Origin of the sequence: Methanolobus sp. ZRKC2 (assembly GCF_045291185.1) — an archaeon.
GTDB lineage: Archaea > Halobacteriota > Methanosarcinia > Methanosarcinales > Methanosarcinaceae > Methanolobus.
On the sequence record NZ_CP146980.1, the window covers coordinates 1,253,147 to 1,279,104 of the forward strand.

General features: G+C 41.9%; 29 protein-coding genes and 4 tRNA genes. 12 read left to right on the forward strand and 21 right to left on the reverse strand.

Annotated features, from left to right (window positions below):
• The first annotated feature begins 23 nt into the window (after positions 1-23).
• The gene (locus V7O62_RS05865; protein ID WP_406658075.1) at positions 24-809 is read left to right on the forward strand and encodes a helix-turn-helix transcriptional regulator; all 786 of its coding nucleotides are present in this window, start codon (positions 24-26) and stop codon (positions 807-809) included.
• 8 nt (positions 810-817) lie between these two features.
• On the opposite strand, the gene V7O62_RS05870 is transcribed toward V7O62_RS05865, so the two are convergent.
• The 5 genes from V7O62_RS05870 to V7O62_RS05890 all read right to left on the reverse strand — a co-directional run bounded on the left by V7O62_RS05870 (position 818) and on the right by V7O62_RS05890 (position 4,591).
• Positions 818-905 (reverse strand) — tRNA-Leu (locus tag V7O62_RS05870).
• Positions 906-964: 59 nt separating this feature from the next.
• Positions 965-1,870, reverse strand: a complete 906-nt coding sequence (argF, locus tag V7O62_RS05875; RefSeq protein ID WP_406658258.1) for an ornithine carbamoyltransferase — start codon at positions 1,868-1,870, stop codon at positions 965-967.
• 17 nt (positions 1,871-1,887) lie between these two features.
• Positions 1,888-3,192, reverse strand: a complete 1,305-nt coding sequence (purD, locus tag V7O62_RS05880) for a phosphoribosylamine--glycine ligase (protein ID WP_406658076.1) — start codon at positions 3,190-3,192, stop codon at positions 1,888-1,890.
• Between the two features lie 156 nt (positions 3,193-3,348).
• On the reverse strand, positions 3,349-3,900 hold the full coding sequence (gene pyrE / locus V7O62_RS05885) for an orotate phosphoribosyltransferase (RefSeq protein WP_406658077.1): 552 nt from the start codon (positions 3,898-3,900) through the stop codon (positions 3,349-3,351).
• A gap of 133 nt (positions 3,901-4,033) precedes the next feature.
• A complete protein-coding gene (locus tag V7O62_RS05890) occupies positions 4,034-4,591 on the reverse strand; it encodes a CDP-2,3-bis-(O-geranylgeranyl)-sn-glycerol synthase (protein ID WP_406658078.1) in 558 nt (185 codons plus the stop codon).
• 128 nt (positions 4,592-4,719) lie between these two features.
• Between V7O62_RS05890 and V7O62_RS05895 the strand changes: the two genes are divergently transcribed.
• The gene (locus V7O62_RS05895) at positions 4,720-5,679 is read left to right on the forward strand and encodes a cytochrome c-type biogenesis CcmF C-terminal domain-containing protein (RefSeq protein ID WP_406658079.1); all 960 of its coding nucleotides are present in this window, start codon (positions 4,720-4,722) and stop codon (positions 5,677-5,679) included.
• Positions 5,676-6,740 carry a cytochrome c biogenesis protein CcsA gene (ccsA, locus tag V7O62_RS05900; protein ID WP_406658080.1) on the forward strand — a complete coding sequence of 355 codons (1,065 nt, stop codon included), beginning with the start codon at positions 5,676-5,678 and terminating at the stop codon, positions 6,738-6,740. Before V7O62_RS05895 ends, ccsA begins: the two co-directional genes overlap by 4 nt.
• A 29-nt stretch (positions 6,741-6,769) precedes the next feature.
• Here the strand turns inward: ccsA and V7O62_RS05905 are convergent, their stop codons facing one another.
• The 3 genes from V7O62_RS05905 to xseA are packed head-to-tail and all read right to left on the reverse strand — an operon-like array spanning position 6,770 to position 9,079.
• Entirely contained in the window at positions 6,770-7,549 is a 780-nt protein-coding gene (locus tag V7O62_RS05905; protein ID WP_406658081.1) for a class I SAM-dependent methyltransferase, read from the reverse strand.
• Positions 7,550-7,565: 16 nt separating this feature from the next.
• Positions 7,566-7,850 carry an exodeoxyribonuclease VII small subunit gene (locus tag V7O62_RS05910; protein WP_406658082.1) on the reverse strand — a complete coding sequence of 95 codons (285 nt, stop codon included), beginning with the start codon at positions 7,848-7,850 and terminating at the stop codon, positions 7,566-7,568.
• 11 nt (positions 7,851-7,861) lie between these two features.
• The gene (gene xseA, locus V7O62_RS05915; protein WP_406658083.1) at positions 7,862-9,079 is read right to left on the reverse strand and encodes an exodeoxyribonuclease VII large subunit; all 1,218 of its coding nucleotides are present in this window, start codon (positions 9,077-9,079) and stop codon (positions 7,862-7,864) included.
• 229 nt (positions 9,080-9,308) lie between these two features.
• Between xseA and V7O62_RS05920 the strand changes: the two genes are divergently transcribed.
• Positions 9,309-9,884, forward strand: coding sequence for a flavin reductase family protein (locus V7O62_RS05920; RefSeq protein ID WP_406658084.1), 576 nt, complete (start codon positions 9,309-9,311; stop codon positions 9,882-9,884).
• A 3-nt stretch (positions 9,885-9,887) separates the two neighbouring features.
• On the opposite strand, the gene V7O62_RS05925 is transcribed toward V7O62_RS05920, so the two are convergent.
• The gene (locus V7O62_RS05925; protein ID WP_406658085.1) at positions 9,888-10,073 is read right to left on the reverse strand and encodes a 4Fe-4S binding protein; all 186 of its coding nucleotides are present in this window, start codon (positions 10,071-10,073) and stop codon (positions 9,888-9,890) included.
• A gap of 91 nt (positions 10,074-10,164) precedes the next feature.
• On the opposite strand from V7O62_RS05925, the gene V7O62_RS05930 reads away from it, so the two are divergent.
• From V7O62_RS05930 to V7O62_RS05945, 4 genes are all read left to right on the forward strand, one after another.
• On the forward strand, positions 10,165-11,220 hold the full coding sequence (locus tag V7O62_RS05930) for a radical SAM protein (RefSeq protein ID WP_406658086.1): 1,056 nt from the start codon (positions 10,165-10,167) through the stop codon (positions 11,218-11,220).
• Positions 11,221-11,335: 115 nt separating this feature from the next.
• Complete coding sequence (locus tag V7O62_RS05935) at positions 11,336-11,647, forward strand: DUF2551 domain-containing protein (protein WP_406658087.1); 312 nt, start codon at positions 11,336-11,338, stop codon at positions 11,645-11,647.
• 94 nt (positions 11,648-11,741) lie between these two features.
• Positions 11,742-12,620, forward strand: coding sequence for a polyprenyl diphosphate synthase (uppS, locus tag V7O62_RS05940; RefSeq protein ID WP_406658088.1), 879 nt, complete (start codon positions 11,742-11,744; stop codon positions 12,618-12,620).
• Between the two features lie 74 nt (positions 12,621-12,694).
• Positions 12,695-13,027, forward strand: coding sequence for a DUF2834 domain-containing protein (locus V7O62_RS05945; RefSeq protein ID WP_406658089.1), 333 nt, complete (start codon positions 12,695-12,697; stop codon positions 13,025-13,027).
• Between the two features lie 131 nt (positions 13,028-13,158).
• Here V7O62_RS05945 and V7O62_RS05950 read toward each other — a convergent pair whose 3' ends face one another.
• The 9 genes from V7O62_RS05950 to V7O62_RS05990 all read right to left on the reverse strand — a co-directional run bounded on the left by V7O62_RS05950 (position 13,159) and on the right by V7O62_RS05990 (position 17,933).
• Positions 13,159-13,305, reverse strand: coding sequence for a hypothetical protein (locus V7O62_RS05950; protein ID WP_406658090.1), 147 nt, complete (start codon positions 13,303-13,305; stop codon positions 13,159-13,161).
• Between the two features lie 250 nt (positions 13,306-13,555).
• A tRNA-Leu gene (locus V7O62_RS05955) sits at positions 13,556-13,640 on the reverse strand.
• A gap of 69 nt (positions 13,641-13,709) precedes the next feature.
• Positions 13,710-13,797 (reverse strand) — tRNA-Leu (locus V7O62_RS05960).
• Between the two features lie 48 nt (positions 13,798-13,845).
• On the reverse strand, positions 13,846-14,643 hold the full coding sequence (locus V7O62_RS05965) for a DNA-directed RNA polymerase subunit D (protein ID WP_406658091.1): 798 nt from the start codon (positions 14,641-14,643) through the stop codon (positions 13,846-13,848).
• A 20-nt stretch (positions 14,644-14,663) separates the two neighbouring features.
• Positions 14,664-15,047 (reverse strand): 30S ribosomal protein S11, encoded by a 384-nt coding sequence (locus tag V7O62_RS05970; protein ID WP_406658092.1) that lies wholly within the window; start codon positions 15,045-15,047, stop codon positions 14,664-14,666.
• A gap of 4 nt (positions 15,048-15,051) precedes the next feature.
• Positions 15,052-15,618 carry a 30S ribosomal protein S4 gene (locus V7O62_RS05975; protein WP_406658093.1) on the reverse strand — a complete coding sequence of 189 codons (567 nt, stop codon included), beginning with the start codon at positions 15,616-15,618 and terminating at the stop codon, positions 15,052-15,054.
• A gap of 15 nt (positions 15,619-15,633) precedes the next feature.
• Positions 15,634-16,080: a 30S ribosomal protein S13 gene (locus tag V7O62_RS05980; RefSeq protein WP_406658094.1), complete on the reverse strand. Its 447-nt coding sequence runs from the start codon at positions 16,078-16,080 to the stop codon at positions 15,634-15,636.
• 303 nt (positions 16,081-16,383) lie between these two features.
• Positions 16,384-17,493, reverse strand: coding sequence for an MFS transporter (locus V7O62_RS05985; RefSeq protein ID WP_406658095.1), 1,110 nt, complete (start codon positions 17,491-17,493; stop codon positions 16,384-16,386).
• A 317-nt stretch (positions 17,494-17,810) separates the two neighbouring features.
• Positions 17,811-17,933: a hypothetical protein gene (locus V7O62_RS05990; RefSeq protein ID WP_406658096.1), complete on the reverse strand. Its 123-nt coding sequence runs from the start codon at positions 17,931-17,933 to the stop codon at positions 17,811-17,813.
• A gap of 119 nt (positions 17,934-18,052) precedes the next feature.
• On the opposite strand from V7O62_RS05990, the gene V7O62_RS05995 reads away from it, so the two are divergent.
• Both V7O62_RS05995 and V7O62_RS06000 read left to right on the forward strand, forming a co-directional pair.
• Positions 18,053-19,129, forward strand: coding sequence for a DUF4367 domain-containing protein (locus V7O62_RS05995; protein ID WP_406658097.1), 1,077 nt, complete (start codon positions 18,053-18,055; stop codon positions 19,127-19,129).
• Between the two features lie 142 nt (positions 19,130-19,271).
• Entirely contained in the window at positions 19,272-21,536 is a 2,265-nt protein-coding gene (locus V7O62_RS06000; protein WP_406658098.1) for a DUF3160 domain-containing protein, read from the forward strand.
• Between the two features lie 70 nt (positions 21,537-21,606).
• On the opposite strand, the gene V7O62_RS06005 is transcribed toward V7O62_RS06000, so the two are convergent.
• Positions 21,607-21,969, reverse strand: a complete 363-nt coding sequence (locus tag V7O62_RS06005) for an Mth938-like domain-containing protein (RefSeq protein ID WP_406658099.1) — start codon at positions 21,967-21,969, stop codon at positions 21,607-21,609.
• Positions 21,970-22,214: 245 nt separating this feature from the next.
• Here V7O62_RS06005 and V7O62_RS06010 point away from each other — a divergent pair, with 245 nt between their 5' ends.
• The gene (locus V7O62_RS06010; RefSeq protein ID WP_406658100.1) at positions 22,215-22,997 is read left to right on the forward strand and encodes a hypothetical protein; all 783 of its coding nucleotides are present in this window, start codon (positions 22,215-22,217) and stop codon (positions 22,995-22,997) included.
• Between the two features lie 3 nt (positions 22,998-23,000).
• On the forward strand, positions 23,001-24,065 hold the full coding sequence (locus V7O62_RS06015) for a hypothetical protein (RefSeq protein WP_406658101.1): 1,065 nt from the start codon (positions 23,001-23,003) through the stop codon (positions 24,063-24,065).
• A 788-nt stretch (positions 24,066-24,853) separates the two neighbouring features.
• Here the strand turns inward: V7O62_RS06015 and V7O62_RS06020 are convergent.
• A tRNA-Ser gene (locus V7O62_RS06020) sits at positions 24,854-24,937 on the reverse strand.
• A gap of 8 nt (positions 24,938-24,945) precedes the next feature.
• Positions 24,946-25,950 (reverse strand): RNA-guided pseudouridylation complex pseudouridine synthase subunit Cbf5, encoded by a 1,005-nt coding sequence (locus V7O62_RS06025; RefSeq protein ID WP_406658102.1) that lies wholly within the window; start codon positions 25,948-25,950, stop codon positions 24,946-24,948.
• Positions 25,951-25,958: the final 8 nt, after the last annotated feature.

Consider the following 25,958-nt stretch of genomic DNA (forward strand, 5'->3'; position numbering starts at 1 on the left):
AAGTTAAAGAAGTGTGTCGGACTATGAAGAAACCCTTAATTGACGTAGTATTTGCATCAGAGAAAAGGAAGAAAGTGCTCCTGTTATTGAACAGCGGCCCAAAAGTAATGAAAACAATTCTCAAGCATCTGAAAACTAACAGGCCGGCATTACTCCCTCAAATCAGGATACTGGAAGATTATCACTTAATTACCCAATTCAATGATGTTTACCAATTGACAACTATCGGTAAATTAGTAGTTGATGAAATTGAACCTTTTCTGAAAACCGTTGATATCCTTGACATTGATATTGACTACTGGGGAACCCGAAACTTAGAATTTCTCCCCAAAAATCTCCTTGAAAGGATCAGTGAACTTGGAGATTGTGAAATAACAGAACCCAGTTCAATGGACTTACATGGCATTAACAATGATTTCCGCGACAGGACCTTCGAATCAAGTTCAGCGTCTTTTATTTGCAGGTTCTTATATCCTGATTTTGATTCACTCTTAAATGAGTGGATAGAGAAACAGGTGCAAATATCAATGATAGTTGACAACGAACTATTAAAGCGGATTAAAGAGAGCCATGCAAAAGAATTCATGAATTGCATAAATACCGGAAGTTTCGAACTTTTCCTGTATCCTGATAATATCGAATTCATGAAATTCGCCCAGAATGATCATTGTATTATGCTCATGCTATTTAACGAAAAATTACAATATGATAATAAGACTCTTCTGAGCTTTAACCGGAATTCTTCAGAATGGGGTAAAGAATTTTTTGAGAATTACAAACAAAGATCAATGCTCATAAGTGACATTTAAAAAACGTATGGTGCGGGAGGTGTGATTCGAACACACGAACTCCTACGAGACTAGGCCCTGAACCTAGCGCCTTTGGCCTGGCTGGGCAACTCCCGCAAACTGAATGCTGTTTAGTAGCGCTTTTTCTAGTTAAAGCTTGTGTTTGAATAAGCGGTTCAGCACATTAATTTCAATAGCAGGGCTTTCTGGGCATGCAGGCGGTTTTCAGCCTGATCGAAAACCACAGAATGAGGACCATCCATAACCTCTGCGGAAATTTCTTCACCACGATGTGCAGGGAGGCAATGCATAACTATTACATCCTGCTTTGCGAGGTCTACAAGTTCTGAATTAATCTGATAGGGTGCCAGTTCCGTTAAACGCTTTTCGCGCTCTTCCTCATCTCCCATGGAAACCCACACATCAGCATAAATGATATCTGCATCCCTTGCAGCTTCGGCAGGATCATGGGTTACCGTGACCTTGCCTCCCATTTTTCTGGCCTGCTCAACTATATTTTCATCCGGTTCATAGCCAGGAGGACATGCAACAACTATTTCCATATCTACCAGGGCACAGCCCAGAATTGCAGAGTTACAAACATTGTTACCGTCACCGATCCAGGCATATTTCAGACCTGTCAATCGATTCTTATATTCACGGATGGTCATCAGGTCAGCAATTATCTGGCAGGGATGTTCCAGATCAGAAAGTGCATTTACCACAGGTATGCTGGAATGTTCAGCCAGTTCTTTTACAGTATCATGACTGTATACCCTGGCAACAATACAATAGAGATATCGTGAAAGCACAGCAGCGGTATCGGCTACGGTTTCTCCTCTTCCAACCTGCATATCCCTTGTATTGAGATACAAGGCATGACCTCCGAGATCTGACATAGCTACCTCGAAAGAAACTCTGGTACGGGTTGATGATTTCTCAAAAATCATACCGATACTCTTATTCTTCAGCAGGTCTGTGACTTTACCCCTCTGGCGTTTTTCCTTCAGGTCCGTTGCCATATCCAGCAATTCGATTATTTCTTCATGGGAAAGATCGGTCATCGATAGCAGGTGCTTCATGGTATCATCCATTATTATTAGTTTCCACGTATCGTTTTCATATGATCAATACGTTTTTGTATAAGGGCCTTGGTACCGATATCCCGCCTGGAATGCAGGTCACCGGTTATGTTCTCCAGTGCATTCTGAGCAATCTCTTCAGCTCTCTGTATTGAATCAGCCATACCTACAACAGCCACAGCCCTTGAACCAGTTGTATAGACCTTATTGTCCTTCTCATAGACACTTGAATAGAATATCAGTGCTTCTCCGATGTCGCCTACTACAACTTCCCGGTCCTTTGTAGGGTTATCGGGATAGCCTGCAGGAACCGCATATTTGCAGACGGTAGCTTTTCCGCTGAACCTGACATCAAGCTTGTCAAGGGTTTCAGTGACAATTGCAGAGAGAACATCCACATAATCGGTCTCCAGAAGTGGCAGAACGTTCATTGCTTCAGGATCACCGAAACGGGCATTGAATTCAATGACCTTGGGGCCGTTAGGAGTTATCATGAACTGTCCGTACAATGTACCCTTGTAGCCCACACCGGTTACTTTCTTCAATGCAACTACTGTATCTTTCATGATCTGTTTTGCCTGAACTACATCATTTTCAATCAGGAAAGGAAGTATCTCTCCCGGCGCATTGTACGAACCCATTCCACCGGTGTTAGGACCAAGATCACTCTCAAAGGCACGCTTGTGATCCTGTACTGTAGGCATGAAAGCAAGATTTTCACCGTCAACGAAAGCCTGAAGGGTAAATTCCTCGCCCTTGAGGTTTTCCTCAACCACAACGCTATCCCCATCAAGAAGGCTTGCAGCATATTCTTTGGCCGCGTCCAGATCAGGCAATTGGTCACCCATGACCTTGACGCCTTTTCCACCTGTAAGACCTGCAGGTTTGATAGCAACATCACCAAGCTTTTCGATAAAAGCATCCATTGGCTCCCTTTCGTCGAATACTTCAAACTCGGGACATCCGGCAATATTGTTCTCCTTCATGAAATTTCGTGCCCATGCTTTGTTGAACTCTATTTCCGCAACTGCTTTTCTGGGGCCTGCAGCACTAATGCCCGCATCCTCAAGTGCATCGGCAAGTCCGGCTGCAAGAGGAGCCTCAGGACCAATCACTGCGATCTGAATGTTGTGCCTGGCAGCAAACTCGACCACTTTCTCAACATTGGTTTCCTTCTCCAGCAAAAAATCCTCACATAGATGTGCAATTCCCGGATTCTTCTTTGACATTACTGCGTACAGAGAAGGGTCTTTCCTGCTCTTTGCCAATGCTGCTATTATAGCGTGCTCCCTTCCGCCACCACCGACTACTAAAATGTTCATGACTTAAACCTCGTTTTAAAAATGCTGATAATAAGTGTGTGATAAATTTGATAGATGCTAAAATACGATTTCTTTACCTTATTGTTTAATAGGATTTAGAATATCACAAAGTTCAATTTCCTGAAATAAATAATTTACCTTTTCTTCTCAGGAAAACTATTGTGGAGACGAGACAAGTTCACTTGCCCTGACCAGTGGAACAAGTTTTACGTCCATAGATGCCAGATTTTCCGATGCACCTGATTCACGGTCCACTACTGTTACCACAGCTTCAACTATGGCACCCTCAGCACGAATAGCCTCAATGGCATCCTTGACTGAGCCTCCACTGGTAGTCACATCTTCAAGCAGGACAATTTTAGAACCTTCCCGGACATCTCCTACAAAACGCCCGCCAGTCCCGTAACTTTTATCGGATTTACGGATCAGCACCAGAGGTAATCCCGATTCAAGTGATACTGCAGTAGCAAGCGGAACACTTCCAAGAACAACTCCTCCAACAGAATCCACGTGCATATCACGGATCAAGGTGGTGGCTTCCCTTGCAATCTTTTTGAGGGTCAGCGGATCAGTGCTTGCCTTTTTGATGTCTACATAATAACTGCTCTTCTTCCCTGAAGCAAGAGTAAAATCTCCGAACCTGACAGCTCCACATTCTTTCAGGGCATCGATCAGTGACTGTTTATCGTTAAAAGATTCCTTTACCATGAATACAACTCTGATAACTTTTGATTAACTCTGTACCTGAATTATCTAACTCTAAGTTCCAACAATTAAGTATGAGCCTGAATATAAGCCTCACCCATTAAATCCTAAAACCCTGTCAATCTAAGCTCTTTGATCACCAGGGTTCATTTTTGACCCCAATGAAGTAACCTATGACATTTGTCACAAAATGCAGCAACGGCGTAATTATCAGCACTGCAATGATAACTCCGAAAGTGAAATTTTCAGTAAACCACACAGGAGATGCTATATAAGTCAGCAACCATGCACCAAAAACAAAATCAAGCTGGTCAATTACAGGCAACGGTGCACCTCTTTTCAGCCCCAGCCTTCGCTTAAAGAAGCTCATGAACATATCACCAAAAAGAGAACCAAAGGCGAGCGTAAAGATTACTACCAGGCCACCGGGGAGCTCCCCGAAGGAAGGCAGTTCTACCCCAAATATTGTGCCATTGACCGCCAGATAATATGTCTGAAGCAAGCCCAGCAGCATTCCGCACAAAGTACCGGCCACAAGTCCCCTGTAGGTTTTCCCGTCACCGAGGATACGTCTTCCGTCGCTGAGCGTTCGGCCACCATCAATGGGTTTTCCACCACCAAAGACAGCAGCAGTCGAGTTCGGGATATAAGCCGGAAGCATTAGCCACACAGCAGTTAGCACTATCTCCATCATGTTATCAAAACTCGTTTTGTATAATATTCCAGTTATTTGCATGAGAGCGTAACAACTATATAAATTATCGCAAGCCCCAGTCTGCAACTCTATACTATATATATGTTGCAGACATTGGCTGGAAAACGATGAAAGACAAAAAACCTGTTCTAACATCAAAGAATACAATGCTCGCCACAGTAATTGTTTTTCTGCTCCTGGCGACGATAATAATGATGGGGATGATTACACCTCTTATTGCAAAACTCACGACCGGGGTTGAAATAAGCCTTGAGCCTGAGTACTTCAACAACAGGACCGCTTTGCCAACTGCAGCACTGGTACTTATCCTGAGTACCTGCCTCCTTGTGGGTTATATGGGTCAGAAAAACACATTAGTGGTAGTCGGCGGTTATGCTTTGCTATCTATTTTCTTTGCCATCATATCTCCTTTCGGAAACCTGCCGATTGATGTTTCTGTTCCTATCATTGCAGTTGCTCTTATGGCAACTATCTACAAGATAATAAAAGCCCTTGGCCAAAAACCCCTGAGAAAGAAAGTCAGGGGATTTAGTGCTCATCTGATACATCTGGGAATACTGTTTATCCTCCTCGGAATCGTACTGAGCTCAAATATGAAAGTAGAGGGAACAAGCGTAGTCTCCTCAAATGAGGTGGCTCATTTTCCTAATCAGAATTACGTCCTGAAGATAACAGGAATGGATTCTTCATATAAAGGAAATGCATATCAGCAATACCCCGGGTCATCGTATGTTACTCAAATAGATTTTGAGATTTATAAAAGAGGAGAATACTTCCGGGAAGGCCGGATGGAATATATAACCGACTTCAAATGGGGACAGAGCTACACTACAACATACATCCACAGAGGACTCACCGAAGAACTGTTCGTAGCACCGAGGGTTGTAGATCTCCAGGAAGATAAAATAGACATCTATATGAGAACCGTACCTTTCATAAATTTCCTGTGGGGAGGGATGTATCTCATGGTCATTGGTATTATCGCACTCTTAATAACCGACCGCAGGAAAGATGCGAAGGAATCTCCCGGGAATAAAAATAAAATAACCAAGGGAGGAAGAAAATGAATGTTGGAATGATACTTATATGGATTGCTTTCATCACATGTGTCGTAGCAACAGTATTATCTCTTGGTAAAATCATTACCAGCAGGCACAAATTCGGCATCCTTTCAAAAAGGATGGAATTCTTCTGTGCTGCTGCAACCACACTCTCGATGATAGTACTGGTATTCCAGCTTCTTGTTGTGAATGCATCCTATGATTACGTATTCAGCCATTCCAGCATTGACCTGGCATGGTACTACAGGATATCAGCACTCTGGGCCGGTCAGGAAGGATCACTACTACTCTGGGCCTGGGCAATATTGATGATGTTGCTTCTGATGCAATACACAAATCCCACAAAGCACCTTGCAGGTACCAGGCTCATGGATATCACCAGAATGACGTCACTTGCAATAAGTTCAGTACTTCTGCTACTTCTGGTATTGAAGAATCCCTTTGCTGCCTACCACGTAGTGGAAGGTATCGGAGTTGAACTTACGAACTGGAATCCCTTTGTCGTACTCCATGATGTTCCCTACGGCCAGGGCATGAATCCCCTGCTCCGCAACCCCTGGATGGCAGTGCATCCCCCCATACTTTTCCTTGGATATGCTGCATTTACGATACCCTTTGCAGCAGCAATCGCAAATCTGCTTACAAAGGACAGCAGGTGGACAGATATAGCAAAGGACTGGATGCGTGTAGCATGGCTCTTCCTCACACTCGGAATCGGGCTTGGAGGATTCTGGGCATATGAAGTACTTGGATGGGGTGCATGGTACTGGACCTGGGACCCTGTGGAAACTTCATCCCTTATACCCTGGATCACATCCACTGCATTCCTGCATGCAAGAACACGAGTATCATATGGAGAATACGGATTTCTTGCGCCTCTGCTTGCAGTGCTTTCGTTCATACTTGTGATATTTGCTACCTTTGTAACAAGGAGCGGTATGTGGGCATCAGTACATTCATGGCAGGACTTCAGCCAGGAAGGGCTTGTGATAGCTATCTTCCTTATAGTGCTGACTGGCAGTAGTGCGTTTTTGCTCGTGAGAAGATACTTAGAGGATGAAAAATAATGCTCTGAAACTCTGCTCTTTATTCTTTTTTATTCTTTTACAGCAAAGACATTGATTCGCCTGAAAGCCTCAAAGTAGGTACCATCTGCCTGTAAAGCTGCTGCCTTTGTTTTTTCGATAACCGTATCCCTGAAAAGAGCATAGCTTTCCTCCGGCAGTGCATTCATGAAAGGAACAAGGCTTGGCTGCTCAATCCATCCTACAAAAGATTGATCGTCCTGGAAATTGCGATCAGCATCCTCCATCCATACCCTGTACTTCATAAATCCTGCAGATGAGAGCATATCTTCATAGCTATTTGCGTCAGGCATATACCAGGGCCATTCGAAATCCTGAAACAGTTGCTCGAATGCAGCGGAAGACATCGATTCTTCCAGTACCTTTGAAAGAGTAGGACAGTTTCCCTCGCCTGCAAACTGCATCCTCATAATTCCACCTGATTTAAGAGAAGCGTATATTTTGCGGAGTACATTGCCATGATCCCTGACCCAATGCATAGCTGCATTCGAAAAAACAATATCGAACTCTCGATCAAAAATTATATCGCTTATGTCAAGCAACCGAAACTCCATGTTATCAAGCTGATGGAAGCGTGCCCTTTCAAGCATAGAAGATGAACTGTCAACTCCGACAACACTTCCTTCGGGTACTCTCTCAGCCAGGGCTTTTGTGATTAGACCGTTTCCGCAGCCAAGGTCCAGTATATGTTCCGTGCCTTTCAGGTCAATCTCTTTGATAAGTCTCTCTCCCCATTCTTTCTGGTGTGAAGAAGACTTTTCGTATTTCTGACCGTCAAAACCATTACTCATTAATTTGGCCACCCCATTATTCATCCTCGATGAAGTCCTCAGTCTTAAGCTTGCCGTTCTTTTCAATGAGCACTTCAATCTTCCTTTCAGCCCGGGACAATTTTTTGTTGCAGATACGTGCCAGTTTCATACCCCTCTCAAACAATTCAAGACTTTCATCAAGAAGTAACTGACCTCTTTCCAGTCTGTCCACAAGGGATTCAAGCTGGTCGAGAGACTCCTCAAAGCTCATATCCTCGCTGACTTCTTCATGATCGACTTTTATTTTCGGGTCTTCTTCTTCATTTTCCAGCTTTTTCATTATTTCCTCCGTTAATTTCCGATATCTCGAACATGATCATTAGAAATTCCTTTTACATTGCATATTATAGTTCCGTTACTCACGATCACACCGACACCATCACCTTCAGACACATCTTCCGTACTGCGGATTACTTTTCGGTCATCAGTCCTGATTGCAATGCCATAGCCTCTTTCCAATGTCTTTAGGGGGCTTACGGCATTCAACCGGCCTGCAAGGTTGGAAAGTAATGACTGTTTTGATTCTATTATTCTTCCGGAGAGACGCTCCATCCTGAGAGTGAGTTCATCAACTCTCTGGAAATTCTGCCGCAAAATATCACTGAGTTTTTCCGGTTCCAGTCTGCTGCGTAGATAATCGAGTCTTTCAGAATATGTGGATATGTTTCGTATTGCAGCCTTTTCAATACGCTCCGAAAGTGACAGGATATGCATCTGAAGGTAGGAACTGTCAGGTACTGCCAGTTCTGCTGCAGCTGAAGGGGTGGGTGCTCTCAGGTCAGCTGTGAAATCGGCAATTGTAAAATCAGTCTCGTGTCCCACAGCAGAGATAATAGGAATAGATGAGTCGTATATGGCCCTTGCAACTATTTCTTCATTGAACGACCATAGGTCCTCCAATGAACCTCCACCCCTTCCAAGTATAATGACATCCACATCCGTATGGTTGAGTTTCTCAATGGAACTCACGATGCTATCCGCTGACATCTCACCCTGTACGATTGTCGGGGACAGCAGCACATCTACGGGATATCTGCGCTTGAGCACATTCAGTATATCATGTATCGCAGCACCCGTCGGAGATGTCACGACCCCTATTCTATGCGGATAACGCGGAATGGGCTTTTTGCGGGATACTTCGAATAATCCTTCTTCCTGTAACTTGGTCCTGAGTTGTTCATATGCCTTGTACAGCTCACCTATGCCATCCGGGCGCATGTCCAGAACACGAAGCTGATACTGCCCTCGTACGGTATATACATCAAGAGAGCCGAATATCAGTACTTTCATGGATGATTCCGGGTCGAATTTCAGTGACCTGTTAGTTGACCTGAAGCTTACACAGCTCATCTGGCTGCCTTTATCTTTCAGTGTAAAATAATAGTGACCAGAGCTATGTTTAGTAAGGTTTGAGATCTCACCCCTGACCCATACCTGACTAAGTTGAGGGTCACTTATCAGCAGATGCTTGATATAATCGTTCAATTGTGAGACCGTGTATATTCCCATACGTGATACTCCGTTATTTTAAGAATACATTACTGCTATTATATTCTGAAGGAAGCTATGTGAAACTATTGTTCATCGACTATATTAAGCGTTCCTGATATAGGAAGAGAATTTTCTTAATGCTAGCATCAGGATGAAATTATACTCTGAAAGCTTGCCCGGACATTATCATCTGCATTCCGCAAGGTTCAATATGCAATAGTCTCTATTTTGACAGGGAGTCAGATTCATGAAAATATCCATAGGAGCTAAACCACTTGCATTCCCGACACCTGCATGGGTGATCGGTACGTATGATATGTTCGGCAACCCCAATGCAGCAACCATTGCCTGGGGAGGAATATCCTGCTCGGATCCTCCGTGTATCAGCATATCATTAAGGAAAGCAACCCAAAGTTACACGAATATCATGGAAAAAGAAGCTTTTACTGTCAACATACCTTCAGAAGAATACGTTAAACATACTGATTATTTCGGCATGGAAAGCGGCGAAAATGCGGACAAGTTCGAAGTGGCAGGCCTCACGCCAGTAAAGAGTGAGCTGGTGTACGCTCCTTACGTAGAAGAGTTCCCGATTGCTCTGGAATGCAAGCTCATTCATAGTTTTGAGATTGGGCTCCACACGCAATTTATAGGAGAGATCGTTGACATCAAGGCCAACGAATCCATACTGAGTGAAAGTGGAACACCTGATATTGAAAAAGTTAAAGCAATTGTGTTCGCACCGGAGACCAGAAACTACCACGGAGTAGGAAAAATACTCGGGAAAGCGTTCTCAATTGGCGGGGAGATCAAGAAGAAATAATGTTCATTCCATGTAAATCAGGGCCTTATTGGGACAGACCCTGATACATTCCATGCAAAAGGTACACCTGCTATAATCCACCCGCACAATCCCATCCACCTTGTACAGGGCTCCCTGAGGACAGACATTGTTACATTTACCGCATTTCCTGCAACCAATGACTGCAATATGGCCATTCTTCTCTTCCATCCGGTTGTAGCATGTAACTATTTTACATTAAGATGTTGAATAAGGAATGGTTTTACCAAGCCTTATATACATACAAACGTTAGATTGCGCAATGAGTGAATTGAGCCAGAGTGAGACAGGGTCTTTTAACACATTCTTATCAGAAGGCTGTAAGCTGTGCCAGCTTGGAGCCAAGATGGTGCTTTTCGTTACTGGAATATGCCCCAGGAATTGTTTTTATTGCCCGGTGTCCCATGAGAGACGAAATGAGGTGGTTTATGCCAATGAGAGACTCATCAATTCCGACAGGGACATAATCGAAGAAGCAAGGCAGATGGATGCTCTTGGCACTGGTATCACCGGAGGGGAACCACTTCTCAAACTCAAGGAAGTACTTCATTACATAAGAGTGCTGAAATCAGAGTTTGGAAAGGATCATCATATTCATCTTTATACATCGCTGGCCCCTGAAAGGGATGTTATCGTCAGACTTGCTGATGCCGGGTTGAATGAAATAAGGTTCCATCCACCGGCAGACCTTTGGGACAGCATCGAAGAGAGCAATTATTCCATGTCAATTGAATGTGCAAAGGAAAATGGTTTACAGGTTGGAATTGAAATTCCTGCAATTGAAGGTGTTGAAAAGATAGCAGATTTCACTCGAAAAATGGACTGTTTCCTGAACCTTAATGAACTGGAGTTCTCTGATTCCAATGCAGAGGATATGAAGTTGCATGGTTTTACACTTCAGAACGATATATCCAATGCTGTTGAAGGCTCAAGGGAGCTTGCACGGACGATAGTTCCGGTAGCCTCCAAAATGCACTTCTGCTCATCAACTTACAAAGATGCAGTTCAGCTCAGGAAACGCCTGATACGCATTGCTCAAAACACTGCAAGGGATTTTGATGAAATTACTGAAGACGGAACCATAATTTACGGACAGGTCATCTGTAAGGATGAAAGAACCATGCAAAAAGTAATTGATTGCTTCCTAGAGCAAGGCATACCTGATGAACTGGTAAAAATAACAGAATCCGGGATTGAGACTGCATGGTGGGTACTGGAAGATCTTGCAGAACTATTACGGCAAAAAACTGATGAAATGTACATTATAGAGAGATATCCTTTTGAAAAGGGACTAATAGTCGAAAAGATGCCTGTTTGAAAGCCAAATTATATATGTTAGGATGATATAAGTAGTACGATTTTCATTGCCCTCACGGGTTTACGATTACAAGTACAATAGTTTTATAAGAGAAAGTAACATATAAAAAAAAGAGGTGTTTGTACTGGAAACGATAGAAGAGCGAGTAAGGGAGAGACTCATAAAATATCTTAGTCGCGATGACACAGGTATACGTAAAGTCGTATTGAAATTATTCCTCAAAGGGGGTAAATTCACTACAGGCGACGTTTACGAACATCTTCACAACGCTGATTTTGATGTAAGTTACAGAGGTGTTTCAGCAATGGTAGGCCTTATGAATACCAGATTAGGAATACTTAGCATTGATGTGACTGGTGATCATAATATCTATTTGTTGAAAGAAGATTATAGAGATATTGTAAAAACTGTTCTGGAAAATTATTAATTGCACATATCGTGTTATTCTTATATATTGAATTATCAAAAACGCAGATATTTCCGTTGATTTGCAAGCAATCTAAAAGAAGTGGTGTCCTTTATTGAAGCGCATACCTCAGTTGATCTATCGAGGATATGAACATCTTCTTACACAAGAAGTCAAAAATGCCCCGATTCCGAGGCATGTTGCAATTATCATGGATGGTAATCGCAGGTATGCACGAAAGTTTGGCCAGATTAATGTCTTTGGACATGTAAAGGGAGCAGACATGACGGAAAAAGTCATAGAGTGGTCCTGTGAGCTGGGCATTGATCATCTGACCATTTATGCTTTTTCAACCGAAAATTTTAACAGGCCAAATGATGAGAAAGCTAATCTTTTCGAATTGATAAAAGTCAGGTTCGACGAGATAGGAGAGGATGAAAGGACTCATGAAAGAAGAATGCGAGTCCATGCTATCGGTGACATAGAAAAATTACCAGAACAGTTACAGGAATCCATAAAGAACGCTGAACTTGTAACGTCAAAGTATGACAAGTTCAATCTTAATGTTGCAATTGCCTATGGTGGAAGGCAGGAGATCGTACAAGCTGTCCGAGAGATAGCAGCAAAGGTTGAAAGAAGTGAGATAGCCCTTGAGGATATCAACGAAGATACTATATCCAACCACCTTTATCCTTCCGGAGGAACAGCACTTCCTGACGTTGACCTAATCATTCGAACAGGGGGAGACGAACGTGTTTCGAATTTTCTCCCCTGGCAGGCAAATGGAAACGAGTGTGCATCCTATTTTTGTGCTCCTTTCTGGCCTGAATTCCGCAAGATTGATTTTCTTCGTTCTATAAGAGTCTACCAGACCCGTATAGAAGAGAGAAAACAACAAACTGCAGTTCGTGCTGCCCATTTCCTGAAAGTGCTTGGAAAGGCGGAAGTTAACGATATGAGGAGTATATCAAAAACAGGAAAAATGCAACATTGATTTCCTCCATTATTCATAAAAAATATATCCTTAAAAGAGAAACTTTGTGTATAGCTCACAAAGGTTCTGAATTTATGAAACTTCGGAATGTATACCTTATATTGTGCATTGCTGGATTTATCCTGCCATACTTCTACTTTGTTTCCTTCCTGATGGAAAACGGAATAGATATCCAGTTGTTCGTTGAGCAAATGCTGGCCAGCGATATAAGCAGCTTTTTTGCAATGGATGTTATTGTGTCTGCCATTGTACTGTTAGTATTTATTGCAACTGAAGGAAGAAGACTGCATATGAAGAAACTCTGGCTACCAGTGGTAGCAACATTGTTGGTAGGAGTTTCTCTTGGGTTACCTCTGTTTCTGTATATGAGACAGCTGCAACTGGACAATGATAGGATTTCTGTTTAGCGAGACGTAAAAGTTCAGTTGCTTTGAAAATCTAATAAAATGAGTACATGCCCAGGAGATTTGTTTAAATCCTTGAGCACTCATATGTTGCAGATAGACAAATAATTAAAGATGCCTTCTGCATTCTGTTGTTATTTCATTTTCTTGTCTTTGCTAAGAATTTCTTCTCTTTCCTTCTTTTCTATGTCTTCAATTTCTTCTCTTCTACTTTTTGCAGTTGTATATTCAGTACGAATATCTTCTCTTTCTTGTTCTGTTTCCCTGAATTTTTTGTCCATATTCACTCCCCCTTATTGTTAGACTCCATGGAGCATATACGCCCAATGCATGATTGGAATTTGTCAGTATATATTCACTCTGGACATAAAATCAGTAAAAAGTCTTCTGATAACAAAAATCAACAATGTGTTAAATCTGTTGATGAAAATATGATATTTTGTGAATATGATAAAAAATGAGATATATTGAGCATTATACATTAAAAATCCTTGAAACAAGAAAAAGCAGAGTCCACAATATAGCACATAGTGCGGGAGGTGTGATTCGAACACACGAACTCCTACGAGACTAGGCCCTCAACCTAGCGCCTTTGGCCTGGCTGGGCAACCCCCGCACAAGAATTATGAATGAAATAATTTAACGCATTTTACTTAAAGTCTGATGAAGTTGAAATGATAAAATATGGTGCGGGAGGTGTGATTCGAACACACGAACTCCTACGAGACTAGGCCCTCAACCTAGCGCCTTTGGCCTGGCTGGGCAACCCCCGCACAAGTGCAGATCAAATAAATATTCAGGAGAAAAATCTCCTGGCCGGATCACAGGGAATCTAAGATTTCCCCCATCCGGGCGGCTTTGTCCTTAATGTTCGTCCCTGCATTTATAATTAACTCCTGAATAGTGTAAGAGCCGTCCGATTCCATAGTCAGAATGAAAGAAGTTTCATCCTGGGAAACTTTAATCGCATTGATCTCACATTTTTCCTGACAGAGTTTGCAGAGTATACATTTCAGAATATCTTCGTCTGAGATTTCAGCCTTTTCAGGTCCCATTTTAATGATATCCTGAGGACATTCCTGAATGCATGCACCACATTTGTCACAGTTTGTGAATGTAACAACAGGCATGTTCTTATATCCACAAGCAACACCTGCCTGCCATTTGGCATGATCGTAACCATAACCCACATGAGCTATAGCTTCAAGCACGACCTTCTGGCCCTCCTTCAGATCAATTATGGGTACATTGAGATCTGCAGGGCGCACTGTTTCATCAGAGGAAATAAGGTCACCCGAGTATACCATTTTTGGTCCTTCAGCGCTGAGCGTCAGGGAAACTTTACATCCAGGACATTCAGAACCACCGCAGCTACATTCCTGCATGGGCACGAAGTCATCCATGTTTGCAGTTAAAGGAATAAGAGCAAGTCTTAATGCAAGCTGTTCGTCAAAGAGGACAGACGTATTGTTGTATATATTGACATCGTCAATTGCAAGTGTAGGTACATCGGAGAGAGCAGCTCTCCTTATACCGTTCGCAAAGGCCGCACTTACATTAGACAATACGAATTTTGCAGACCTCTCAGATATCTCCAGTACGTCTATTTCCATTGTCATGAGTCAGTATCCGCTTTAGATTATACTCTTCTTCCGCCTTTTGGACGGGTTCCGTCATGTGGCACAGGAGTTACATCCTGTATCCTTCCAATTTTGATACCTGCCCTTGCAAATGACCTGATTGCAGCCTGTGCTCCAGGACCCGGACTTCTCTGCTTGTTCCCACCAGGTGCACGCACCTTGATGTGAACTCCTTCGATTCCCTTGTCCTTGAGTATATCTGCAAGCTGGCTTGCCATCTGCATGGCAGTATAAGGTGAACTTTCATCACGTGCAGCTTTTACAACCATTCCACCGGAAGACTTGGCTAATGTTTCCGCACCGGTGATGTCTGTCACTGTGATGATAGTGTTATTGAATGAGCATTTGATGTGAGCAACGCCCCAGATTCCGTTTGTAGCCATGAATTTATTCCTCCTTTGCTACTCCTGCTACAGATGAAGCAACCTGTGCAGGCCTTTCTGCATGCCCTTCGCTGGTAAGCGGTGATTTGCCATAATAGTCTATGCGCATTTCTTCGTCCTTTGATATAAGCATACCGGGAACTGTAACCCTCTTACCATCAATCGCAATGTGACCGTGAGTAATGAACTGCCTGGCCTGTTTTGGAGTACGTGCTAGTCCGAGCCTGTGGACCTGTGTCTGCAACCTGCGCTCCAGAATGGAATCGGTCTGCAGACCAAGAATATCATCAACATTGGAATCGCCGTGAAGTATTGAGTAGCGAATGAGCCTTGCAAGGATCTGGTCAGATTCGGTCTTCAAGTGACCTGTGAGTTCTCCTTCTGCAGATTCTGCAAGAAGCCTGCGGGCATCCGCCCTGTACCTTCTCAGGACACTGTGTGCCTTCCAGAGTTCCTTCTTGTTACGGAGACCATACTTTTTAACAAGCTCAAGTTCACCGGCCATCCTGGCTGCCTGCCAGGGGTGCTTTGGAGTATCATAACTCTTTCTTTTTTTACCTGGATATCCCATAAAATCACCTTAGTATTACTTCTTCTTGCTTACGCCAATGGTTGAACCACGCCTGCCGGTGGATTTTGTCCTCTGACCTCTGCACTTAAGACCTCTCTCATGCCTGAGACCACGGTATGCCCTGATCTTCTTGAGAGTGTTTATGTCTTCCCTGAAAGTAAGGAGAATGTCCTGTCCAAGGAGGTGCTTGTCATCCCCTGTCAGTGGGTCCATCTGCCTGTTAAGCATCCATTTTGGCATTTTCGTCTCAAAGTTGCCGATAGCTTCATCGAGCTTCGCAATGTCTTCATCTGAGAGATATCCTATGACCGCTTTCGGGTCAATGCCGGTGCTTTCTACAATAACCTTTGATGTCCTCATCCCTATACCACGAATGCCAGTCAGCGCATTTATTACAGGCTGACTACCCTGAAGGTCAGTATTCATGATACGGACAAGATGTCTTATTTCTTCGTCTGCCATTAAATTTCCTCCTTAAGGATGCAACGCATCCCGTAGCCCCGGGGTCGAAAAGCCCGGCACACCCCGAATCCGGGGTAATGTATTCTAACAATAGAACATGACTCGGCTGTATATACTATTTTTTGTATTTAACATTATTTGTGCAAGAAATAGTAATGCAAGCGAGCATTCACTAGAGGTTTATTCCTTAAATACTTTTTCACATGACCTGATTGGAATTAACCTTCCAGGATGCCGGATTATTTGTATTTCAGAGTAAGACAAAAGTAGGAGTGCTTAAAAAGCGACTCCCAAGCAATATAGTCAATCCTTTAATGGCGTACGGGCAAGCAATTTATCAACAATCCCGAAGGGAAAACGACCATTTGCAATAAATATGAACATTCCGGCAAGTGAACAGAGAATTGCAAAGATCATCGTTTCCTTGTATCCGAAATACTCAAGAATCAATCCTCCGGAAACTGAACCTACAATAGTAGCAGCAGCGATTACTGAATTTAGGATCCCCGCAGCTGTAGCTTTTTCTGCATTGCGCTCAACCAGTAGCTGGTTTGCACCCACAAACAGGAATGACCAGCCAAAGGCAATGAAAAGCATCCCCGGAATCAGGAATATGAAGCCAGGTGCCAGGAAATAGACTACAAATGCCAGTACTGACATGATGAAACCCCATTTTACAAGCCATTCGTTCCTGAGATTGTCCAGCCTGCGCATTACAAAGAACTGGACGAATGGATTAATAGCATAAATAATCCCTATCCAGAAACTGGATGCACCCAGATATGTAAGATAGAGAGGCAGTATCGTCCAAACTGCACCTGCCCCGGCATGCCTGATAAAAACAGAGAGATAGGTAGGACTGTTCTTTGAGAAAGTGTCCACTGAGAAGTAACTCACATTGACAGATGGTTTTTGTACATCTTTCAGGCCCAAGGCAGTGATAAAGGCGATGCAATAGAAGAGGGAAGAGAGAGTGAACAAATACTGGACATTCTCAATGAAGGCAGCCATCAGGAAACCTATCATCCATCCCAGGGAACCAAAGGAGCTGAACTTACCAATACTTCCTTTCTGGTAATAGATGTAGACAGTGAGTGCAGCAGGGTATATACTCATACTGAAGCCGGCCATAGCCCTGATGAGAGCAAGTGAGATAGCATCATACGCAAAAACCTGAAGGAAGAAAGTCAGGGCTGACATTATTAATCCAGCCAGAACTATCGGACGCAGTCGATTGATATCCGCTGCCTTCCCGAATATGAAAGAAGACAGGAAAGATGCAGCAGCAAAAGCAGCAGTTATTATCCCCACTTCAAAAAATGAAGCACCAAGAGATTTGGCAAATATGGGGATGAAGATAATTGACATTGTGTGTGAGGAGCTTGCAAGGAGTTGGATTGTATTAACTTTCATGGTGGTTGCGGACCCAACTTGCTTCGGATTATATCAAATTGTTTATGCACAATTTTATGCAAGTTAGATAAAGGCTATTGAACCTTCCGATTATGATAATTTATGAAAAGAAGATTTAATGAAGATGAAAATATATTAAATACAAGCAATAAGACTCACCTCCAAAAATCCTGCATTTAAACCCTTATAAAAGCTAATTAAAACCCCAGACCTTTCTAAGCTAAAGTTTAATGTCTTAACTTCTCTTGATAAGAAAAATCATTTCTAAGAAATGATACATTTGGTCTAAAACTTGAGCGAATTTGTAGAGAATAAGCTCAACACGTAACGTGAAAGAGACCTATGACCTTTCCCTCTGCAGAGTTCCAGTTCCCGATAGCTTCGGGGGTTGGAACAACTTTAACGATGAATTCTTGATGATAGTTGGATAGTTTGGCCACAAGTTTAAAAATTGATGTGACTTTATAATTATTATTTGCAACCATTTCTAAAAATGCAAAGAAAGTCTTGAAATTGAATTAAGTGAAAAATTCAAACACAAAAATACAGGATCAAATATATGAAAACCGGTTTATTTTTTGTATTATTATTGATAGGCATAGCTCTGTTCAGTTCGGGATGCACTGATGAAGAACTTTCAGCCGAACGAATTGCCGAAAAAATGCAGGAAAAGCAAGCAAATATCAAGGATTACTCGGCAACAATTCACGTGACGACTTCATTTGAAGGTCAAGTTCAAAAAATGGAATATGAAATAATTCAGAAGAATCCGGAAAAAACAAAAATCACCATAAAACAACCAGATGAGTTTGCAGGATCAATATCTGTTTGCAATGGGAAGAATAAGTGGGAATATAATCCTAGTACCAATATCGTAGAAGTATGGGATAACTTCAAAGTCTTAGAAACAAGCGAGTTTGATTACGCAAATATGTTCAAAGACATTCTGGAAGAAAGCGATGTTGCAATAGTCGGAGTTGAAGAATTTAATGATAGGAATACCTATGTAATAACAGTCAAATCGAAAGAAAAAAGAGATGAAGAAAATTACTTTGCTTATGACATGAAGGCATGGGTTGATGAAGAAACATGGATACCGTTAAAGTATGAAAGTACCATGACTAGAGCAAAAGAGGGAGAATATCGCTCCACCGTAGAATACCAGAACTTCAAAACCAATACAGGTATCCGGGATGAAGAATTCGAGTTTGAGATACCAAATGGTGCTGAAGTAAGGAAAATCGGCGATGCGTATGCAATACTGAAAAGCACACTGGAAGAATCGGAATTTGACTTTCTGATACCTTCATACATGCCTGAAGGCTATGAGCTGGAACACACATTTTTTAACGATGAATCTTCTGGGGTTCCCGATAAGGGAGCGCTTACTCTGATCTATTCAAATGGGGAAAATGAGATATTTGTATCTGAGACATTCTATGAAGAAGACAATGGGTTAATCCCCATACCTTCTAAAAGAGAAAACATTTCCATTAATGGTGTAGATGCAAAATTTGTGGCAGATACCGGACATTTCAGGAAACTGCAATGGAAAACAAATAATACACTTATGATTATCGATGCAAATCTTGAAAAAGAAGAAATAATAAGGATCGCAAAGTCAATGCAGGAATGAAGACTTTTTCTCCTTCGTTTTTAGTTGATGCTTCTCATACATTATAACTTCAAGTTATTTTGAACCTTTGATAATTATTAAATAAACTGATAATTAATTTTACTCAGAGTTATATTCAAAGACAAGGCAAACGGAAAAAACTATGCAGACAAAATCAAGCAAATTAATCGCACTGGCAATACTTTTATCCATTTTGTTCACCGGAGGGTGTATCGATGATGCCAGTACTTCTGACAATTCAAATGAGACAGCAGACAATGTAGTAATGCTGTCAAGCAAAGAAGTAACGATCGCCAAACTTGAAGGTGAGGAAATGTCCTTCGGACAACACTATCACCTTGAACCACTTGACGTTGAGCTCCAAGCAGCACAATACGAGTTGCCACTTGACACACGAGACATAGTGAATTACGAGGAGTTCGTTTCAAGCATACCACTTGACGAGGATGCGATTGAAAAGCTGCAGAAGAATGGTTTTGTAGTTATGGAAAATCCCTTCTACCCCAGAGAAGAGATTATCACTGACATGTACGGAACACTTGAAGACAAAGAAATTCCCGTATTCATAACTTCTGACTCCCTGCTGCACTTATATCACATTCAATTTGATGAAACTTTGAAACGTATAGAAGAAAAGGAATTCTACAATACCATCTGGGAATTAGACTATAAACTTCTCCAAAAGTCCATAAAGGATTATGAAACATCCACAGGAGACACAAAAGAAGCAGCCAGAAGAAACATGGCTTATTTTGCAGTTGCACTGAGCCTGCTTGAACCGGATGAAGGACAGGTTGCAATTGATGATGAACAAGCCTTTCTTTCAGAAGAAAGTAAGTTTACACCCGAAGAAGCTGAGATATACACATTCGAAGTCCCTGAAATCGTAAAAAACGACGTTGAAGCAGAACTCGCACTCATAGAATCCCATGAGGGATTCGCCCTCTCACCCATATTCAGCTACAAAGAAGATTATTCCCAGTATGTTCCACGAGGACACTACACCTATTCTGAAAAACTAAAAAACTATTTCAAAGCTTTTATGTGGCACGGCCGTATGAGCATGTTACTCAAGGGTGATCTGATAGAATCTGCCGATCCTGAACATGATGCCAGGATACAGACCCTGAGTGCCAGCCTTATAGCTTCCCACCTTGAAAAAGACGTTCAACTTATGGAAAGCTGGGAAAGGATTTACTCTGTAACCGCTTTCTATGTAGGATTTTCAGATGATCTGGGACCATATGAGTATATAAAAACCCTTAATTCCGTAATGGGAGGAAGCAGGAACATAGAAGAACTTGATATTGAGGCATTAAAGGCAGAACTTGCGACATACAGGAGTCCCGAAATATACGGAGGTACGGGGGCCATAGAAATTAATGTAGCTGACCCTGAAGAACTTGATATAGCACTTGAGGACACAAAAGGATTCAGGTTTATGGGCCAGAGATTCATACCGGACTCGTATATGTTCCAGAATCTTGTATATCCCGCCGTAGATGACAGGTTCATGCCCAAAAGCCTGGATGTTATGGCACTTCTTGGATCGGAAAAAGCTTATGAATATCTTGAAGTTCAGGGAGACACTTCAAAACCCGGATATACGGAACAATATGAGATACTTGAGACCGAGTTCAATGACTTTAATGATTCGGACTGGACAAGGAACCTGTACTGGTCATGGCTCTATGCACTACAGCCTTTAATGAAAGACTATGGAACAGGTTACCCCACTTTCATGCAGACCGAAGCATGGCAGGACAAGCAACTTACGGCAAGTATGGCATCATGGACAGAGCTAAGGCATGATACAATCCTTTATGCCAAGCAGAGCTATGCATTCAGAGCAAGCATATTTAAACCTGAGGAAAAAGAGGTTGTAGGCTATGTCGAGCCTGTGCCGGAATTCTACAACAGACTACTTGCCCTCACCCGCATGACAAACAACGGCCTTGGAGAAATGGACGTAATTGAAACCTATTCCACAAATCGCCTGGAAAACCTGGAACAAGTACTTGAAAAACTGGTTGAGATATCCGAGAAGGAACTTCAAAATGAGGAGCTTTCGGACGAAGACTATGATTTCATTGAATCTTTCGGGGAAGAGCTTGAAGATGTGATAGGCGGTGTTGAAAAAGAAAACCAGAAAACCACAATAGTGGCAGATGTACATACTGACATCAATTCCGGCAATGTGTTGGAAGAAGGTGTCGGATATGTGGATATGATAGTTGTGGCCTATAAGTTACCTGATGGCAGGATTATCATAGGCGCAGGTCCTGTAATGACGCATTATGAGTTTGAGCAGCCAATGTCAGAGAGACTTACAGATGAAGCGTGGAGAGAAATGCTTGAAAGCTCTCTACCTTCAAAAGCAGAGTTTTCAGGCTCTTTTTCAGTATAATATGAAACAACGGGTTTCTAAAAATTAATTTTACCTTTTTATTTTTTTACATATACCAATCTAATTTGGTTCAACATGTAACGTGAAAGAGACCTATGAATTTTCCCTCTGCAGAGTTCCATTTCCCGATAGCTTCGGGAGTTGGAAACAATTTTACCCTGCAATCTTTGCTTTTGAAGAAATCCCGAGCCTCATCAGATAATTTTACCATCCCGTTCTGTCCTGAGCCTATTATCAATTTTTCAGCACCCTTCTCATAAACATATTTGGCTTCGTCAAGAGAAATGATATGGGATGTGCCATACATTACCTTGGAGAGTTTCTTTTTTCTTTTTTTAACTTTTCCACTCAGCCGGATAAAAACGTCTTTCTCATATACTTTTCCATCAATTGTGATCGAGCCAAAACTTGTAGCATCAATTTTCGGATTCACAAAGCTACCCCCATATGGAAAAATGTGAGAAGGGCGTATATAGTTTTGTTTTAGATTTAGAGTTGGGAACCAGATCATTGAAACAAAAGACAGCTATCTTAAATTTGCCCTATGCTGTTGATAGAATCTAAAATCTGAGATAAATATACAAGCATATAAATATATACACATATATTTATATTTTGAAATAAAAAATATATGAATAAGTAAAAACTATATATTAATAATAATATACATATATGCTGATGGAATCAAAATTCAGATACTATTTTGGATCGATGATGTTTCTTTCTGGTCTCATAGTATCCATAAGTGCAATTGGATTTGCTATAATGGTTCATCTCAGGAGGACATCTGATGCTTCTGAAATAATAACAACCTATGGCCTTCTGGGCGTTGGGCTTTCTTTCATATTACTGGGAATTAACCTAATGATAAGCCAACGCAGACCTTATGGATTTTATAGTAATTGGGTTATGATATTCGGATTCCTGTCTTCAGTTTTTGGTGTAGGTCTCTTTGCGGTAGTCTTTGAAAATAGCTGGTTTTATCCAAATGTCAGCTATGTATCTTTTGCATATGCTTCGGGAATCTGCCTGCTTTCAGGAAATGCTTTTGGAAATGCAGTTTTGAAACTCATTGAAGAACGTTCAATGCAATTGATCGAAACAAAAGCAAAACAGTATTCTATAGAAGACATTGAAAAAGAAGTTGAAGATTCCTTGAATAAATCTTTTTCAGATAGTACAAGTTTTTCAAAATTCAATCTGGACATCAAAGAAGAGAAATTAGATTTTATTCCGGGAAAAACTTTGAAAGAATCAAAGCAAAGCAAAATTAGAGTAAAAGATAGCACCAGGGAAGTTGAATGTCTACAAAACACAATCAATGGAAAGGTCAATGTGAATGACTATGGCATCGATCTAACAACAAAAATGCTGAAAAATACAATGAAACAAAATGCAGATCTACAGAATAAAAGTTTATCTAATAAACTTAAAACCAAATTGAACTCTATCAGGAGATAAAACATGGCAAAAGGACTTGATGTTGGAACTATGAACATAATATGTGCAGAGAAAGGGAAGGGAGACTCAATCTCATTTGCACAGCAAAGAAATGCTTTTTTGGAAATGGAGGCAGGAGACCTGGCACAGAACATGCTTGATAGCGCCAAGATACTGTACACTCAAAAAGGAATTAATATGAATGTACTTGGTGAGGATGCCTTTAAGTTCTCAAACGTATTCAATAAACCAATCAGGAGACCAATGAAACAGGGAATTATCAGTCCAGATGAGAAAGAATCCATCCCGATGATTAAATTAATTATTGAAAGAGTCCTGGGAGAACCTGAGACTGATGGAGAAATTGCTTATATTTCTGTTCCTGCAAGTCCTGTTGACAGCAAGATCAATGTTTTATACCATAGCAAAACTGTTGAAGCCCTGGCAAGAAGGCTCGGATATGAAACAAGCCTGATCGACGAAGGCCTGGCAGTTGTTTTCTCGGAGCTCGGAGACTTTAACTTTACAGGTATCGGAATCAGTGTTGGAGCAGGCATGACAAATATTACTGTTGCCTACCTTGCAACCCCAATAGTCTCTTTCAGTATTGCAAGAGGCGGAGACTGGATCGATGAACAGGTAGCGGGTGCCACTGGCGTAGCAACAGAAAGAATCACAGCAATAAAGGAGAGTGACTTTTCACTGGACTCTGAATATGAAATTGGAAGTGTCCAGGGTGCACTTGCCCTTTACTATGATGCTCTGATTACCTATATCATTGCAAACCTGAAGAAGAAACTCCTAGAAGTAGCACCACCAGATGCCGAATTCCCAATTGCAATCGCAGGAGGCAGCAGCCGTTCCAAAGGTTTCCTCGAGGTTTTCGAGAAGAGAATATCCGAAGCAAACCTGCCGATAAATATCTCCAAAGTAAAGAAGACCAAGTACACCAATTCGGACTCAAAAGATCCTATCTACTCCATCGCAAGAGGCTGTCTGATTGCAGCTCTTACGAGAGAAGAAGCTGAAACTGTTGAAGTTCCTGAAGAAGAGAAAGCTGAGAAAACTAAAAAAGCAGTCACTGCTTAATCTCTTTTTTCTTTTTAGTTATCTATGTATTAGATTAGATAGCGATAGCCATTCATTTTAGGAATAAACTTTTTTTAGCAACCAGAAGTAATAACTATCTAGACCAGACATTGATTGGTTTCATTTAACCGTTGCTTACGCATCATTTTGAATGCGTATTTTACATAAAATTCCTCGCGCTCTGACAGAATACAGAGTTGTGTCCTCAACGAGCATTTTTTCTTATTATCTGCCAATCATCCTTTTTTCAATACTTTTTCCCTAGTGCACAGGCACTTTCATCCCATCAAATATTGCAATCTGATATTTACAATTACAGAGAGTATGATCAATCCCAACGAACTGACAAATCAAAAAAGAGATCAAAGACCACATATTAATTGACCCAACATCTGCAAAGCTTTTGAAGTAAGGCAATAGTAGTGCAACTGTGCGCAAAATATTTATAGAGATTTGTATATACATAGTAGTGCAATTGCACCTCTCCTTGCTATGGCAATGAAGGTGCCAAAAAATCCCCACAAAATTCCACTTGGTACAAGACTTAACCCAAGTCTTTGCTAACCGACAACCCAGGAGATTTAGCTGGCCAAGAGACTGAGGAAGCCTATTCCTAAAAGATCCTCAGCAAACGGAAAAATTGAAAAACGAATCATTTTCTGAGAATGCCCCACCTCTTGGCATTCTCTATTTTTTAAACAGATGTGAACCATACTATCTGCTTCCGCTCACCAGTGCACTAAAATTGCAAGAAACATAAAAAAATGAGTTTTGAACAAAATTAGAAGCGCCGAGGGGGGGATTCGAACTCCCGAGGGGCGGATGCCCCACAAGCTTTCCAGGCTTGCGCCCTACCGCTAGACTACCTCGGCACGCGTGATTATTCTGGCTTGCTGTGCCAGCCTTGCGGATAAGTGCCAGCATCCATTATTACTCTTTCGGTCACTGCTGCAATCCCATGCTCGGAATTCAGCATATCTTCCGTATTCATCAAGGATTTGCACAAAGCAACAGCTTCACCCTTCAAAGAAAAAAGGCAGATAACATCATCCTTTTTTATATCGCTGTCAAGGCTTACTATACCCGGAACTGCAAATGCCGCACCCTGACATACTGCGTCAACAGCACTGTCACGGACAATAATCTTCGGAAGATGACTGAGACCCTCTTCCATAGGCCTTATATATTTACGCAAGTAGGATTCATCTTCGTCTTCTTTCCAGAAAACATAGGCATCTTTCAATTGGTGCAGGGTTACGAGGGAATCTTCCCCGAAAGGACCCGTTTTTGTTCTGCGCAATTGCTGCATGTGAGCTCCACAACCAAGTGCATTACCGATATCATGACAGAGTTTACGAAGATATGTTCCTGCTTCGCATCCGACCCTCATCAGCACAGACCTGTCTTTTACCTCTATCACCTCGAGGTAGTAAATCATCCGAACACGTACCTCACGCTTAACAGCAGAAATCACAGGTGGCATCTGGAAAATTGGCCCGGTGAATTGCTTACAGATGCGACGCACCTTCTTCTCCGGGACAGGCTCATGCATACGCATCAGGCAGATATACTCCTTGCCCGAAAGACGCAGGGCAGAAACAACCTTTGTAGCCTTTCCGAGCATGATAGGCTGGACACCGGTCACACCAGGGTCCAGGGAGCCTGAATGTCCGGCCTTACTTAACTCAAGGATATCCTTGACCCAGGCAGTAACCTCATGACTGGTAGGACCTCGTGGCTTGTCAAGGTTCACAACTCCCATCTCGATATATTTTCTCATGGGGCGGTCTGCAGGGGGACAACCATAATCAGGATTGCTTGTAACATCCGCCTTTTGAATAAGTTTTCGCGGATATTCGGAGGGTAAGATATCAGAAGATTTCATAGGAACCT